The 15448-nt window shown below is 29.9% G+C and carries 18 protein-coding genes; 6 read left to right on the forward strand and 12 right to left on the reverse strand.

What is annotated here, in order from left to right; translation table 11 throughout:
• Positions 1 to 3 precede the first annotated feature (3 nt).
• Genes XO08_RS00220 through XO08_RS00275 form a run of 12 tightly spaced genes read right to left on the reverse strand, consistent with a single transcriptional unit; the run spans position 4 to position 10136 of the window.
• A complete protein-coding gene (locus XO08_RS00220) occupies positions 4 to 405 on the reverse strand; it encodes a hypothetical protein (protein WP_075665082.1) in 402 nt (133 codons plus the stop codon).
• Between the two features lie 12 nt (positions 406 to 417).
• Positions 418 to 696, reverse strand: a complete 279-nt coding sequence (gene rpsT, locus XO08_RS00225; RefSeq protein WP_075665083.1) for a 30S ribosomal protein S20 — start codon at positions 694 to 696, stop codon at positions 418 to 420.
• Between the two features lie 15 nt (positions 697 to 711).
• Positions 712 to 1899 carry a methionine adenosyltransferase gene (gene metK, locus XO08_RS00230; RefSeq protein ID WP_075665084.1) on the reverse strand — a complete coding sequence of 396 codons (1188 nt, stop codon included), beginning with the start codon at positions 1897 to 1899 and terminating at the stop codon, positions 712 to 714.
• Positions 1896 to 2210 (reverse strand): hypothetical protein, encoded by a 315-nt coding sequence (locus XO08_RS00235; RefSeq protein ID WP_075665085.1) that lies wholly within the window; start codon positions 2208 to 2210, stop codon positions 1896 to 1898. The genes metK and XO08_RS00235 overlap by 4 nt, the downstream gene beginning before the upstream one ends.
• 2 nt (positions 2211 to 2212) lie before the next feature.
• Complete coding sequence (locus tag XO08_RS00240; protein ID WP_077286931.1) at positions 2213 to 3178, reverse strand: M23 family metallopeptidase; 966 nt, start codon at positions 3176 to 3178, stop codon at positions 2213 to 2215.
• 8 nt (positions 3179 to 3186) lie between these two features.
• Positions 3187 to 4272, reverse strand: coding sequence for a GTPase HflX (hflX, locus tag XO08_RS00245; protein ID WP_233120215.1), 1086 nt, complete (start codon positions 4270 to 4272; stop codon positions 3187 to 3189).
• Positions 4244 to 4519, reverse strand: a complete 276-nt coding sequence (gene hfq, locus XO08_RS00250) for an RNA chaperone Hfq (protein WP_075665086.1) — start codon at positions 4517 to 4519, stop codon at positions 4244 to 4246. Before hfq ends, hflX begins: the two co-directional genes overlap by 29 nt.
• Before the next feature lie 2 nt (positions 4520 to 4521).
• Positions 4522 to 4956 (reverse strand): GerMN domain-containing protein, encoded by a 435-nt coding sequence (locus XO08_RS00255; RefSeq protein ID WP_075665087.1) that lies wholly within the window; start codon positions 4954 to 4956, stop codon positions 4522 to 4524.
• Entirely contained in the window at positions 4953 to 5849 is an 897-nt protein-coding gene (locus tag XO08_RS00260) for a DUF4941 domain-containing protein (protein WP_075665088.1), read from the reverse strand. Before XO08_RS00260 ends, XO08_RS00255 begins: the two co-directional genes overlap by 4 nt.
• Positions 5846 to 7522 carry a nucleoside kinase gene (locus XO08_RS00265; RefSeq protein ID WP_075665089.1) on the reverse strand — a complete coding sequence of 559 codons (1677 nt, stop codon included), beginning with the start codon at positions 7520 to 7522 and terminating at the stop codon, positions 5846 to 5848. The genes XO08_RS00260 and XO08_RS00265 overlap by 4 nt, the downstream gene beginning before the upstream one ends.
• A 12-nt stretch (positions 7523 to 7534) precedes the next feature.
• Positions 7535 to 8932 (reverse strand): Rne/Rng family ribonuclease, encoded by a 1398-nt coding sequence (locus XO08_RS00270; RefSeq protein WP_077286925.1) that lies wholly within the window; start codon positions 8930 to 8932, stop codon positions 7535 to 7537.
• Positions 8933 to 8936: 4 nt separating this feature from the next.
• A complete protein-coding gene (locus XO08_RS00275; RefSeq protein ID WP_077286928.1) occupies positions 8937 to 10136 on the reverse strand; it encodes an adenosylhomocysteinase in 1200 nt (399 codons plus the stop codon).
• Positions 10137 to 10311: 175 nt separating this feature from the next.
• Between XO08_RS00275 and XO08_RS00280 the strand changes: the two genes are divergently transcribed.
• Genes XO08_RS00280 through XO08_RS00305 form a run of 6 tightly spaced genes read left to right on the forward strand, consistent with a single transcriptional unit; the run spans position 10312 to position 14813 of the window.
• The gene (locus XO08_RS00280) at positions 10312 to 10824 is read left to right on the forward strand and encodes a dCMP deaminase family protein (RefSeq protein WP_075665091.1); all 513 of its coding nucleotides are present in this window, start codon (positions 10312 to 10314) and stop codon (positions 10822 to 10824) included.
• A complete protein-coding gene (locus tag XO08_RS00285) occupies positions 10811 to 11635 on the forward strand; it encodes a 2-oxoacid:ferredoxin oxidoreductase subunit beta (RefSeq protein ID WP_077197692.1) in 825 nt (274 codons plus the stop codon). Before XO08_RS00280 ends, XO08_RS00285 begins: the two co-directional genes overlap by 14 nt.
• Before the next feature lie 4 nt (positions 11636 to 11639).
• Positions 11640 to 12242, forward strand: coding sequence for a 2-oxoacid:acceptor oxidoreductase family protein (locus XO08_RS00290; protein ID WP_075665093.1), 603 nt, complete (start codon positions 11640 to 11642; stop codon positions 12240 to 12242).
• Positions 12166 to 12681, forward strand: a complete 516-nt coding sequence (locus tag XO08_RS00295) for a diacylglycerol kinase family protein (RefSeq protein ID WP_075665094.1) — start codon at positions 12166 to 12168, stop codon at positions 12679 to 12681. The genes XO08_RS00290 and XO08_RS00295 overlap by 77 nt, the downstream gene beginning before the upstream one ends.
• Positions 12663 to 13700: a chemotaxis response regulator protein-glutamate methylesterase gene (locus XO08_RS00300; protein WP_075665095.1), complete on the forward strand. Its 1038-nt coding sequence runs from the start codon at positions 12663 to 12665 to the stop codon at positions 13698 to 13700. The genes XO08_RS00295 and XO08_RS00300 overlap by 19 nt, the downstream gene beginning before the upstream one ends.
• Positions 13701 to 13727: 27 nt before the next feature.
• Positions 13728 to 14813 (forward strand): S-layer homology domain-containing protein, encoded by a 1086-nt coding sequence (locus XO08_RS00305; protein ID WP_075665096.1) that lies wholly within the window; start codon positions 13728 to 13730, stop codon positions 14811 to 14813.
• Positions 14814 to 15448: the final 635 nt, after the last annotated feature.

A 15448-nucleotide genomic window follows, 5' to 3' on the forward strand; every position in this document is an offset into this window, starting at 1 on the left:
TTTTTATTCTTCTTCATCATAATTCAAAAAATCTTCCAAATCTTCATCTATTGGTATTCCATCGTCTTCTTCTTCTAAACTATCTATCGTTCTTTCTTCAAACTCCTCATCTGACATTCCAAATGGGTTCTTTGGATCTAGCTTACCGTTGAAAATCTCCACTTTACTTTTTCCATCAATTAAATAAGCTTTTGCATTAACTGTTCCGCTAACAGAACCTAATATTTTTTTTACTAATTCTTCATCAATATCATGATTTTCTGCACAAGTTAATATTAATTTACCATCTTTGTACCTTATTTCTGTCTGATTTTTCCGGGCAAGTTCTTCTATTTCTTTGTTTTTCATTATCGTATTTGCTTTTATATCACTTAAGAACATCTCTATAGTATAATGAAATGGCATAACACACCTCCATTATTCTTTACTAGCAAAATGCTTATTAATCTTTTTCATCAATCTTGATTTTCTTCTCGACGCTTCATTCTTATGTATTGCACCAATTTTTGCAGCTTTATCTATAAAACCTTGGGCAACTTTGTATAATTTTTCTACTTCATCTCTATCTTTACCTTCATTTAATGCTTCCAAAACTTTTTTAATAGAGTTTTTCATTCTTGTTTTATATGCTTTGTTTATCAATCTATTTCTTTCTGAAACTTTAACTCTTCTCTTTGCAGACTTTATGTTAGGCATTATCTCTACCTCCTATTATAATATTTTTTTTAATTCATCAACCATATCTAATTTTTCCCAAGTAAATTCTTCAAGCTCTCTTCCAAAATGACCGTATGCAGCAGTTTTCTTGTAAATCGGTCTTAAAAGATCTAGTTTTTTAATAATTGCACCTGGCCTAAAGTCAAATAATTCAAGAACTGCCTTTAAAATTTTATCTTCCTCAATTTTAGCTGTACCAAATGTGTTTATCATTACTGAAACGGGTTTTGCTTTTCCTATTGCATATGCAACTTGAACCATAAATTTGTCTGCCAAACCAGCTGCAACAACATTCTTTGCAACATACCTTGCGAAATAATGCGCAGATCTATCTACTTTTGTAGGATCCTTTCCACTAAATGCTCCTCCACCATGAGGAATAGAACCACCATATGTATCAACTATAATTTTTCTGCCAGTTAAACCGGTATCTGCAGATGGTCCTCCTAATACAAATCTTCCAGTTGGGTTTACAAGAATCTTCACTTTATCATCCATTAAATTTTCGGGAATAATTGGCTCAATAACATGCTTAATAAGAACATCTTTGATTTCTTCAATAGTAACATCTGGTTCATGTTGCGTTGAAATTAAAATTGTATCAACTCTAACAGGTCTATCATTCTCATCATATTCAACAGTTACCTGTGTCTTACCATCAGGCCTTAAAAACGGAACTATACCATTTTTTCTGACTTCTGAAAGTCTAATTGCAAGTTTATGAGCTAACATTATTGGTAATGGCATTAATTCTTTCGTTTCATTAGTTGCATAACCAAACATCATACCTTGGTCACCAGCACCAACTAATTCAAGTTCATCAGCTGCATTTAGTTCTCCTTCTTTGACCTCAAGTGCTTTATCAACCCCAAGAGCTATATCCGGTGATTGACTATGAATAGACGAAAGTACAGCACAAGTCTCACCATCAAATCCGTACTTAGCCCTTGTATAACCAATATCCAAAATAGTCTTTCTTACTATATCTTGAATATCCACGTATGCTCTGGTAGTTACCTCACCCGAAACAATAGCAATACCTGTTGTAACTAACGTTTCCACTGCAACTCTTGACTTTGGGTCTTGTTCTAACATCGCGTCCAAGATAGCATCACTGATTTGATCTGCTACCTTATCTGGATGACCTTCTGTAACGCTTTCACTCGTAAAAAGTTTTCTCATCGCTCAACCTCCTTTTCATAATCTTCTTTGGAGATAAACTTTCCTCCAAATATATCAAAACTTACTGGTTTATATGCACCAGTAAATTGTGCTTTCACTTCAATCTTATTAGGGCATTTTGAACCAACATATACCTTCTCTATTTTATACGCTATATTTTTATTATCATACTCTATCAAAAAATCGTATCCTTTTCTCAAATGACTTCTAAACATCTCTCCACATTTATCACATTTTATATATATAACCAATGAATCTTTATCTTTGTAAAATGGGTTTTTTGATAAATTCTTCTTTCTTTTAAAAAACATGCCTATCTCTCCCGTTTCAGATTAAAACTAAATTCTTTCTTTCTATTCCAAAAATCAAAAACCTCAATTCTCACCTGAAAAAAGTCTAAATTTGTATTCAAAGTTGGAAAATTATTGATTTTTATAGGTATCCCCAAAACTTCAGGATATAACCTATAATACGTCTTATATATATAACCTGCTGCAATTGAATCTTTCGAGTACACTGAATATGGTTTATAAAATTCTTCCATAGGTATCTCATCAAGTAATATATCATACATTAATTTGTTTGCAAAGTAAAGCTTTATTTCTTTAAGACCAAGCATATTATTGTTAATTTTTAGAAAAGCATTCATTTCAATTTTTGGATAATCTCCCGTAAAAGTATAAACAGAACCTCTATTATATTCTACTTTCTTACCATCTATAATCAATTCTTTCAAGATAATATCACCTTCAGGTGGAGCAATTTCAAAAAATTCCAAAGGATCCACTAAAATAGATTCATCATGGTTCCTTATTTCAATATGACAATGTGGTTTGACTGCTTCCCCCGTTTTTCCTGAATAAGCAATAACATCTCCTTTAGAAAAACTAATTTCATTATCGGAAAATTCTATAACCACTTTTTCATTTTGAAACTCCTTAACCACGTCATCTACAATTGGTTGTAATACATAATTAAAGCTTCTCAAATGTGCATACAATGAGCGATAACCATTGGGATGTTGCAAAACAATAATGTTACCATAAATTGGATCGTTTAACTCTAACCGAACTACGTACCCCTCATAAATTGCTCTAATGGGAATTCCTTCTTTAGAAAATGTACTAAAATCAATTCCTCCGTGAAAATGAGGAGAATTCCCAGTGCTTCTAAACTCTGCAAATGAAGAAGTTAAATAACTATCATCAACTGGTGGAATAAATCCCGAAAAAGACAGTACAGAAATAAAAACTATTAGTAAAAATAAAATTTTTTTCATATCTATTGTCAAACCTCCTTAAAAGTTATTCTATCAATCTCATACAATAACAAATCCAAATTTATCTTTTTTCTAGCTGATATAAATATAGCTTTTTTATATTCACCCTTTAATTTTTTCAAATAATCCAAATTACAAAGATCAATTTTATTAAATACAAGAATCATTTTCTTATCTTTTATTCCGAGCTCTTCTAATGTTTCAAAAATCACCTTTATTTTATCTTTAAAGTTAATATCTGATGCATCAACAAGAATTAAAATTAAATCCGAATAAACAATCTCCTCTAAAGTTGAATGGAATGCTTCAACAATTAATGGATGCAATTTCTTTATAAATCCCACGGTATCTGAAAATAACACATAAGCTCCAGATGGTAGCCTTACCCTTCTTGTGATAGGAGACACCGTTGAAAACATCTCATTTTTAGAGTAAAGTAATTCCTTTGATAAAGCAGAAAGCAAAGTAGTTTTTCCAGCATTAGTATACCCAACAATTGAAATCTTAATTAAGTTTGACTTTATCCTTTTTTTTCTTTGAACATCCCTATTTTTTCTTATTTCATACAATTCTTTCTCTAAAAAAGAAACTCTCTTCTTTAAATACCTTTTTGTATACTCCAACTTTGTCTCACCAGGTCCTCGTGTTCCAATACCGCCACCAAGTCTTGAAAGTTCCTTTCCTTTTCCAACTAGATACGACATAAGATATTTCAACCTGGCAATTTCAACTTGTAATTTTCCTTCCTTTGTTTTAGCGTGTTTTGCAAATATTTCCAATATCAGTTCCGTTCTGTCATAAACCTTGTTTTCAATTGTCCTTTCGATGTTTCTTCTTTGAATAATAGTTAAATCATCATTTATAATTAAATAATCTATATTCCCACTTTCAAATAACAAATTAAATTTTTCCAAAAAACCCCTACCAAAATAAAACCTTGCATCAGGTTTTTTTCTTTTTTGAAACACCCTATCTATTACGTTCCAACTTAAAGTTTTACACAACGATTCTAATTCATAAAACGATTCGTCAATAAATTCACTATAAATACCAGCTATAATAACATTATTCTTCTCCATTACTTTCCTTTTCATTATTTTCACTTTCATCTTGCGACTGTTTACTCGTTAATCTAACAAACGCCTCAGGCATAATAGTACTTACAGCATGTTTGTAAATTAAATTTTGCTGACTACCATTTTCCAAAAGCATGGTAAAATTATCAAATGATCGTATAATACCCTTAGTTTGAAAACCGTTTACTAAATAAACTTTTACAGGAATTTTGCTAGTTCTTAAAATGTTCAAAAACCTATCCTGTAAATTAAATTTCTCCGCCATACCTATTCCCCCTTTTTAACGTATAGTTCCTTTGGAAAAGAAAAATAAACATTAACACTCTTAATAAAAATATCCGTTTGTTCTCCATCAACTAAAATATAAATTCTATCTATACCATTTATGTTCTCAAATAACGAATATAAAATCTGTAAAACTAACATTACTTCTCTATCAATTGAATAGTTTTGTATACTTTTAGAGGACAAATCTATAATCAATGCCGTATCTACAAAATAATATGCATTCAAAATACCTTTTGGTACAAATGTTTCGATACCATCACTAAGTTTGTATGTAGAAAGTTTCTCAAAAATTTCTTGTACAGAATTAATTTTCCCAACATCTAGGAAAATTATATCATCATTTTTCACAAAAGCAATCTCAGAAGAAAATAAAAACAATGAAAAAAACAAAAACAATAAAATCAATTTTTTCACATAATTTCCTCCTCAACGAACTTTTTTATATCATTCCACGTTTCTTTGGGTGCAAATATTATTATTCCAGGCAAATCCTTTGGTAATTGTACAAAAGGTAAATAGTATATCTTAAGTTTAAATCTTTTTGAAGTCACTTTTCCTATTTTTTCTGATATAGAAAATATCTTCCAATCTTTACCATCAAAATCTGGAGAATAGTTTGGAACAAAAATTATATTTAAATTAGAATTTTTAAACACCAACGCAAAACTCTTTGAATCATATGAATCTATCTTTTCTCCAAAAACTTTAACTATTAAATTGTCAATATTGTATTCTCTAAAAAACTGAATAATTACTCTTCCAGGGAGCTTGTTAATCTCCATTTCAAAGTTTAAATCTATCTTTTTTGAGAAAATTATAGCCCCTTTTTCAAATAATACATCATCATAGTAAATTAACCCTTGTGAGTAAACCTTCAATAAATCTCCATTCTTCGAGATCTCTAACTTATATTCTCCATTATAATCAAACTGTATATAGCTTCTAAAATCAACAACTTTAGATATTATCATATCCGGTAAACGATAACTTTTTTCATATTTTCTAAAAGGTATATCAAAAAACTTAAATATATCTTCAATTGAAACCTCTTCTACTGGTTTTTCATCCAAAACTAATACATTTCTTGAAAAAGAAACGAATTTTCCTTTCCATTCAATATATTTAAACGAAGAAATGGCCCCTGTAGATGGAGATTCCACCCTTAAAAAATTTGAATAATCGTTTAACAAGGCATAAGTAGAATCAAAATCAATTTCTTCTATTTTTATAGATCTTCCACCATAGCTTATATTAAACGCAAAGGAGATTATAGCAACAAAAACAAGCAATACAGAAAGTCTTCTCAATATTTAAAAACACTCCTTCCGATAAATTCTCTTATTAAAGATGTTCTAGGAATATCTTCAATATTTGTAATTGGGAGGAAATATTCCAAAATTTTCAATAACCTTGTTACTTCAGAATACTCTGGAACATTGTCTGGAACAACTATTAAAAGCTGCTCAGCAAAAATCTTTAATACTGAAATCTCGTATACAAGCGCACTGTTAAACATTATATCGGCATTTTCTTGGTAGGGAAAGATATTTTTATCTTCCCCTCTTCTCACACTTGGCCACATCTTCAACGTTGCTAAAGCATCATGATTTCTGAATTTACTATCTCTAACTACTCTTCTTAAAAGTCTTGTATCTGTTGTATGCAATCTATTTGTATTATCCAAATTCAACTGTGTCAATGCACTAGCATAAATTTTATACTTTAACTCCTCGGGTATTTGTTCTGTTAATCTTGTGTTCAACCCATGTATACCTTCTACTATAATAGGTTGATCTTTTTCAATTTTCAATATTTTACCTTTTTTTCTTTTTCCCAAAGTAAAATCAAATTTTGGTATTTCAACCTCTTTACCCTCAAACAAATCCAATAAATTTTTATTAAACAAATCAATATCAATTGCCTCAAGAGCTTCAAAATCTGGTTTTCCATTTTCATCAACTGGAGTTCTTTCCCTATCTACAAAATAATCATCCAAGGAAATAGCAACAGGTCTTAGCCCACTTGCCCTTAATTGCACCATCAATCTTTTTGAAAAAGTTGTTTTTCCGCTAGATGAAGGCCCAGCAATCAAAATAAGCCTTACATTCTTCTTTTTCTTTATTTCTTCTGCTATAAACGCAATTTTTTTTTCATGAAGTGCTTCTGACATTATTATCAAATCAGTAACGCTTCTCTCACCCTTTGCAATTAAATTATTTAAATCCCCCACGCTATCAATATTCATTATCTCTAACCATTTTTTGTATTCAATGAAAACTTGGCTCAATTTAGGAAGGGGCTTAAATTCCAGTACGGGTTTTCCATTCTTAAAAACAGGCAAGACTAACACAAAACCATTCTCATACTTTAACAAATCAAAATATTTTAAAACTCCTGTAGAATAGGGCATATACCCATAAAAATAATCAAAACTATCTCCAAGTTTATAAACTTTCACAGTTTTTTTCTTACGATATCTCAACAAATTTATTTTATCGTAATATCCAAACTTCTCAAACAATTTTAACGCTTCACTTTTCATAAACTCAAATTTCAAAAATCTTTCATCTTTTTCAATTATTTCAAGCATTTTTTCTTTCACAACCAAAATTTCATCGTCAGCTAAAACTTTTACTCTGTTATTCGCATCCTTTAATTCGCAATAAATAGACTTACCTACACTGTGAGAAACTTTTAAAAAGTATTGCGGATACATTTTTTTCAAAACAGATTTTAATATAAAAAGCAAACCTCTTTGATATATTCTAAATCCGTCAACAGAATTAACATCTAAAAACAAAACCTTACCAGAATAATGTAAAGGCCTAAACAATTCAATAATTGTATTATCTATCTTCGCCGCTATTATAGGTGAATCATAATATTTTGAATAATTATCTACAAACTTTTTTAGAGTTTCACCTTTTTCAACTTCTACAACTTTACCATCATCCAAAAATTCCAGTTTTATCTTTTCCATATTTCCCCTCCTTTAAATTTTCCACGTTATTTCGAATGATTTTGGATCATGGTAAGTAAAATGTATATGATACACTAAATCTTTTACCTTTTTTAACTTTGACTTCTCAATAAGATTCTTAAAATGAGGATGTAACTTAATAATTACTTCTTTTGCTTCCTTTGGCGCCTCTTCTATTTTTTGATATAAATTTTTAATTGTTATCTTTGGAGAAACAATAAAACCAGCCCCACCACATACAGGACATGGTGAAATATAATTCTCAAAAAAAGACCTTACAGTTCTTTTTCTTGACATTTCCAAAAGCCCTAGTTTTGTAAAGCCAAATATTTCAATTTTACTTTTATCTTTTTTTATTTCTTCGTTTATCTGTTCTAATAACATGTTTTTCATATCATTTGAATCCATATCAATAAAATCAACCAAAACAATTCCACCAATATTCCTTAAACGTAATTGCCTGAAAATTTCCGAAACTGCCTCTTTGTTTGTTTGAAATGCAGTTTCTTGTTGACTTTTTCCTTTTACAAAATGCTTTGAATTGACATCTATTATAGTTAATGCTTCAGTTTTATCAATTATTATTTCTCCACCCGAAGGCAATGAAACCTTTCTACTAAACAATTCCCTAAAGTATTTGTAAATATTCATGTAATCAAAAGTATCACCATCTATTATTTCAATTTTTGGCCTTTTAATGAAAATTTTTAAATATTTCTTTATTGTTTCTAAATGTTTTAAGTTGTTAGTAATAATCAACCTTACATCTTTTGTTAACTTTTCTCTTAAAACATAATCGAGCAGATTCTCTTCTTTATACAAAATTTGAGCTTTCCTTTTACGTTTAAATATCTCTAAAACTTCAAAAGCTCTATTTGCCAGCAAATCCATTTCAGATTGAATATATGATTCATCCAATCCTTCTGCAGCAGTTCTAATTATAACACCTAAATTAGAATTTTCAGAAATATATTTTGCAATATCATGCAATCTTGCCCTCTCATTTTCATCTTCAATTTTTTTTGACACCCCTATAACTTTAGAAAAAGGAAATAAAACCATATACCTTCCCGCAATACTAATATTTGCAGTTAACTGTGGCCCTTTATCTCCAACTGGATCCTTTTTTACTTGTACTAATAGTTTAGTTCCTTTATCTATCTTTTTCAATGAGAAATAATTGTAATATTCTTCTGGGATATCTTTCAATCTTAAAAAACCATTTTTTTTATTTCCGATATTTACGAATATTGCGTCTAATGCATTTACTACCTTTTCTACACGTCCAAGATAAATGTTACCAGTAAGCTTTTCTTCTTCATCAGACACAATTTCAACTAATCTATTATTTTCAATAACTGCATAATGTAAGTTATCTTCAACCGAATTTAAAACTAACACTTTTTCCATGCTTTCAAAATCCTTTCATATACTCCCTTTGGTTTTCATTTAAAACGTCAATCTCTATTCCCAAAGATTTTAACTTTAAATCAGCAACTTCTATATCCAATTCCTCAGGATAACCGTATACTTTGTTCTCTAACTTACCATGATTCTTTTTTAAATAAATTAACGACAAAGTTTGAAGGGCAAAAGATATGTCCATTATTTCTATTGGATGACCATCAGCCGCTGCCAAATTTACCAATCTTCCTTCACCAATTAGAAAAATCTTTTTCCCGTTAATTTTATATCCTTTAACATTTGGTCTTGCTTCAAATACAAATTCTGCGTTTTTTTCAAGTTCATCAACCGGAATTTCAACATTAAAATGCCCTGCATTTGCTAGTATAACACCATCTTTCATATTAACAATATCTTCGTATTTTACCACATCTTTCATTCCAGTTGAAGTAACAACTATATCTGCAATTTTTGAAGTTTCTGACATTTTCATGACTCTATAACCATCCATTAGTGCTTCTAAAGCTTTAACTGGATCAACTTCTGTTATAATAACATTTGCACCTAATGCTTTGGCCCTCATTGCTATTCCACGGCCACACCATCCATACCCAGCAACAACAACATTTTTACCTGCAATTAGTGTATTTGTGTTTCTCATAATTGAATCCCATGTCGACTGACCTGTCCCATATCTATTATCAAATAAATACTTCATACGAGCATTGTTAACTGCAATTACCGGAACCGATAGTATACCACTCTTTTCCAAGTTTTTAATTCTTCGTACACCTGTAGTTGTTTCTTCGGAAATTCCCTTAAGATTTTTTAATAATTCTTTTCTTTCAGTATGTACAATAACACTCAAATCCGCCCCATCATCAAGAATTAGATCAGGATTGTAATCAAGTACTTTATTAAGATTTTCATAATAAATTTTTTCATCGTTTGTTCTCTTTGCGTGAACAATTATCCCAAAATCTTTTAAAGCTTCTGCAACATCATCTTGGGTTGATAATGGATTGCACCCAGTAACAAAAACTTCTGCTCCCAACTTTTTTAGAGTAATTGCCAAATAAGCTGTTTTAGCTTCCAAATGTATCGCCATTGTAATTTTTATTCCATCCAAAACCCCTTTATAATTTTTTTGCAAATAATTTAAAAGTGGCATATAATTTGAAACCCACTCAATTTTCTTTATACCAATCATACTATACCTCCCTATTTAATTTTTAACACTTTATATTTTATCACATATAAGTGAAAATCTAACAACTCTTTACGTTTAGTCTAAAATAAAAATAGCTTTTTGCAGTATTTATGACTTGCTTTTAAAATTAAATATATTAAAATTTTTATAGACACCAAAACAAAGGAGTTTAAAAATGGATCTAAAAAAATATTTGGAAAATCTAAATGTATCTTCAAAAGGTACGCCACAAAAAAGTTGGGATGAGTATTTTTTAAAAATAGCGCTTATAATATCCACACGTTCGTCTTGCATCCATAGAAAAGTTGGAGCGGTAATTGTAAAAGATAAAAGAATCCTTGCAACTGGTTATAATCAACCTCCTTCTGGTTTTCCCCACTGTAATGAAATTAACTGTATAAGAGATGATTTAAATATCTCCTCTGGAAAAAACCAGGAAATTTGTTATGCACTTCATGCTGAACAAAATGCTTTAATGCAAGCTGCAAAATTTGGTATATCTACCGATAATTCCATAATTTACGTTACACATAAACCTTGCTCCGTCTGTGCAAGACTTATAATAAACGCTGGGATAAAAAAAGTCATATTTATCAATGACTACCCTGATCCATTAACAGATTTTTTGTTTAAAGTATCAGAAATAAAAATTGAAAAATATGGAGGTGTAATAAATGAAGAGGGATGAACTTATCAAATATTTAAGAATTGATAGATGGCCAACCGTTTGGTGTCCAGGTTGTGGAAATGGAATAATAATGAAATCATTTATCCAAGCCACTCATGAATTGAATTTAGAAAAAGACAGAGTAGCAGTTATTTCTGGAATAGGTTGTTCTTCAAGAGCAACTGGATATTTAGATTTTAACACAATGCACACACTACATGGAAGAGCCATAGCATTTGCAACAGGGGTAAAACTTGCAAAACCAGATTTCAAAGTAATTGTAATGGGTGGTGATGGTGATTTAACAGCTATTGGTGGAAACCATTTTATACATGCTTGTAGAAGAAACATTGATTTAACTGTAATAGTGTTTAATAACATGATATACGGAATGACAGGAGGGCAACACTCGCCAACAACTCCACATGAAAAAATTACTAGTACCATGCCTTATGGTAATATTGAAAACTCTTTTGATATTGTGAATCTAGCACTATCTGCTGGTGCCACTTATGTTGCAAGAAGTACAGTCTATCATTATCCATTAACAGTAAAATATATAAAAGAAGCTATTACACACAAAGGAATGAGTGTTGTAGAAGTTTTAACAAATTGTCACACTTATTATGGTAGATATAATGGAATGAAGAATGCTTGGGACATTCACAACTACATGAAGGAAAATGCAATTTTAAAATCCAAAGCTGAAAAAATGGATAAGAATTTACTAAAAGACAAAATAATAATTGGTGTTTTCAAAAAAGAAGAAAAACATGACTTTTATGAAAATTATAAAAAAGTTGTTGCAATATCAAAAAATTCGGAGGTGTAAATAAATGGAAATCCAAAGACCATTTTCAATTAGAATCGCAGGAATAGGTGGTCAGGGAAATCTAATCGCTGGTTTAACTCTAGCAAAGGCATTAGTGAAATCTGGCAAGTATGTTGTACAAACTCAAAATTATACTGCACAAGTCAGAGGTGGACCAAGTTATTGTGATTTACTAATTTCTAATAAACCTATTGATTTTCCAAAAGCAACTCTCTTCGATATATTGTTAATTTTACACCCTTTTATGATTGAACAGTGTAAAAATGTCAGAAATAATGGTATAATTATTATTGATGATACATATATCAAAGAACTTCCACTTGAATCATTTAGGATGACCAAAAGAAAGATAAATATATCTGCTTCAAAAATTGCGCTTGAGAAATTTGGAAGCGAAATGTTTGCGAATATGATAATGTTAGGAGTTATTTCTAAAGCAACTTCAATAGTTAATATTGATTATTTAATTGAATCTATCAAAGAAAATATAAATCCAAAATACGTTGAAAAAAATATTGAGGCGGTGAAATATGGCACAACACTTACAGAAAAATTCTACAAACCAAGAATCGAAAGAAAAGTTAAAAGAACAATTGGGTTCGAATAATTTAAAAGAATCATTTTCACATGCAATTGAAGGTATATTAACAGCTATTTCTCAAGAAAGGAATTTAAGAATCCATTTTTTTGTAGGATTTGTTATACTATTTTTGAGTTTATTTTTGCCAATTGATAAAAATAACTATATATGGATTTTTTTCGCTGTATTTTTTGTAATAATTTCTGAATTAATAAACACTTTAATCGAAAATTTGCTTGATTTGTTTATACCAGAATTTCATCCTATTGTTAAAATAATAAAAGATATCAGTTCTGGTATCGTACTTTGGGCTGCAATGTTTTCTGTAATTGTCGGTATTGCAATCATTGGGAATTTATTGTTTAATTGGGATATAATTATTGCGAAAATCTTTGGTTTTGGATTTGTTTCCTTATTCCCATTTATATATGTTTTAGGAGTGATAAGATGGAAGAAAAAAAGATAAAAATATTAATAGTTGATGATTCGGCTTTTATGAGAATGATTCTAAAAGATGTTATTGAAAAAGAAAAAGACATGAAAATCGTTGGAATTGCCAAAGACGGTCTTGAAGCAGTAGAACTTGCTATAAAACACAAACCTGACGTCATTACATTAGACGTTGAAATGCCTAAATTAAATGGAATTGAAGCATTAAAGGAAATTATGAAACGTTCTCCTTCAAGAATAATAATGGTTAGTAGTCTTACAGAAGAAGGTGCTGATATAACTATAACTGCGCTCCAACTTGGAGCGGTTGACTTTGTCACAAAACCTGCTGGAAGTATTTCAATGAATTTTAGAAAAGTAGCAGGGGAATTAATTGAAAAAATAAGAAATGCCATGAAAATTGACGTTAAAGCTCTATCACGAACAATCACTTACAGTCATAAAACATTTAGTGTCAAATCTTTAGTTTCTGGAAAAATCGTTGTTATTGGTTCATCAACCGGTGGGCCAAAATCATTAGACCATGTGATTCCACCACTACCTTCAAATTTTCCTGCACCGATAATTCTTGTTCAACATATGCCAGCTGGATTTACAAAATCACTTGCGAATAGATTGAATAAAATTTCAAATTTAAATGTTAAAGAGGCTGAAGAGGGAGACGTACTAAAACCTGGGTGGGTGTATGTTGCTCCTGGCGATTACCACCTTGGAATAAGATTACATGATAAAAAAAGTATAGTCTATCTTGAAAAAAGCGAAAAAATTAATAACGTTAGACCTGCAGTCGATTTTACATTGGATAAGGTTGCAGAAATATACAAGGAAAAAACAATATCTGTTATTTTAACTGGAATGGGTAAAGATGGTACAAAAGGTGCATTCAAAGTGAAATACTACAAAGGAATTGTTATTGCTGAATCAAAAGAAACTTGTGTAGTATACGGTATGCCAAAATCAGTGGTTGAAGAAGGATACGCAGATTTTGTGTTGCCCGCATATAAAATACCAGGAAAACTGGTTGAAATAATTTAGGAAAATAATTTAAGGAGGTGTAAATTTATGAAAAAGCTTTTTGTTTCATTTTTTATATTGGCATTGTCTATATTTTATTTTGGGGCCTTTAAAGATGTTCCAGTAAATCACTGGGCATATGATGCTGTAAATGAACTAAGTAAATTAGGAATTGTTAGTGGAATGCCTGATGGAACTTTCCAAGGAAACCAAGGAATGACGCGTTATCAAGTTGCTGTTGCACTTTATAGAATGATGAATTATATCCAATCTCAAATTGACAAGGCTGTTTCCAATACATCTAATGTAAGTAAACTACGAGAGCAGATTTTAACACTTTCTGATATTGTAAGCACAGCAATGAACAAGATAGAAGATTTATCTTCTCTAAAAGATTCCGTTCAGATTGTATCTTCAGATGTTAGCGAACTTAAAACGTCATTAGTTAATACTAAAAATGATGTAAAAAGTTTATCAATCGATATCTCATCATTAAAGAATAAAGTAGACGAATTAAATAACAAAATTACTATTTTAGAAAGCAAAATGCTTAATGAAGATATAAACAAATACTTGTCTCAAAAAGTTGACCTTGATAAGTTTAACAAATTATCATATGAGTTTGATAACTTTAAAAAGCAAACTGAAAATAAACTTGATGCATTAAATGGTGATATAGTTACTATAAAGACAGAAAACAGCAATATGCAGAAAACAATTGATACTCTAAATAACAACTATTCAAGCCTTGAAGAATATTTAAATGCTAAAACCAAAGCCTTGGATACAAGAATTTCTACTATTTCTGGTGATGTTACTCAGTTAAAAGTTGATTTTCAAACATTCAAATCAGATTATGATATTACAGTACAAACGTTTAATAAAAAGATTGAAAAATTAAATCAAATCGTAAGTAATTATGAAACTATTTCCACAGTTGTTGAAAATTTAAATAAAAATTACTCAACCTTAAAATCTACAACCGAAAACAAAATCGATGAACTATCTCAGGAAATAAACGAAATAAAAAATTCAAGTAATTCTACGTCTTCAACTTCAACTATCGCGTTAATCATATCGATCTTATCAGGCGCAGTCGCTGGTATAGCTTTATATTTAACAATAACCAATTAATACATAAAACCATAACAATATCCCACTACTGGATCAAAAAAAAATAAAAAAGCACCCCCGAAGCAACAAAATAAAACTGACAAGGGGGTGTTTTTCTTTTGCGAAGAAAGTACAAAATTTTTGTATTCTCCTAAAATAAAAGAAAAAATCATTTGAATTTCCCTTTGGAATTGCTCAAAGCAGAGTTCGTTTGCAGATTAATAAATAAAAGCGTAAAATATCATCTATTTCAAAAATCACATATTACTGAACATAGCACAAAAAAGAAATGACAAAAAACTTAAAGAAAAAATTAAAAAGACATATCTCAAAATACAATGGTGTTTACAGATATCACCGTAAGTATACATATTAAAGAAGTGAGAATAATAAATAATAATCTTTCAAAAAACACATACTAAATCTTTAAATTACTAAACATTACCAAGTACTACAAAAAATCATCGCTTATGTTTTTAACCAATAAAATTAAATATCTATTACAAATAACACAAAATAATAAAAAAGGTGTTTCCTAAGAGGAAACACCTTATATATGACTTACATATTATAATTTAAAATTTGATAAGTATTGATTTAGACCTTCTACAGCGTTATTTAAATCATCTGAATATATTTTTACTTCTGATGCTTGT

It is taken from the genome of Thermosipho sp. 1074, from assembly GCF_001999655.1.
Lineage (GTDB): Bacteria > Thermotogota > Thermotogae > Thermotogales > Fervidobacteriaceae > Thermosipho > Thermosipho affectus.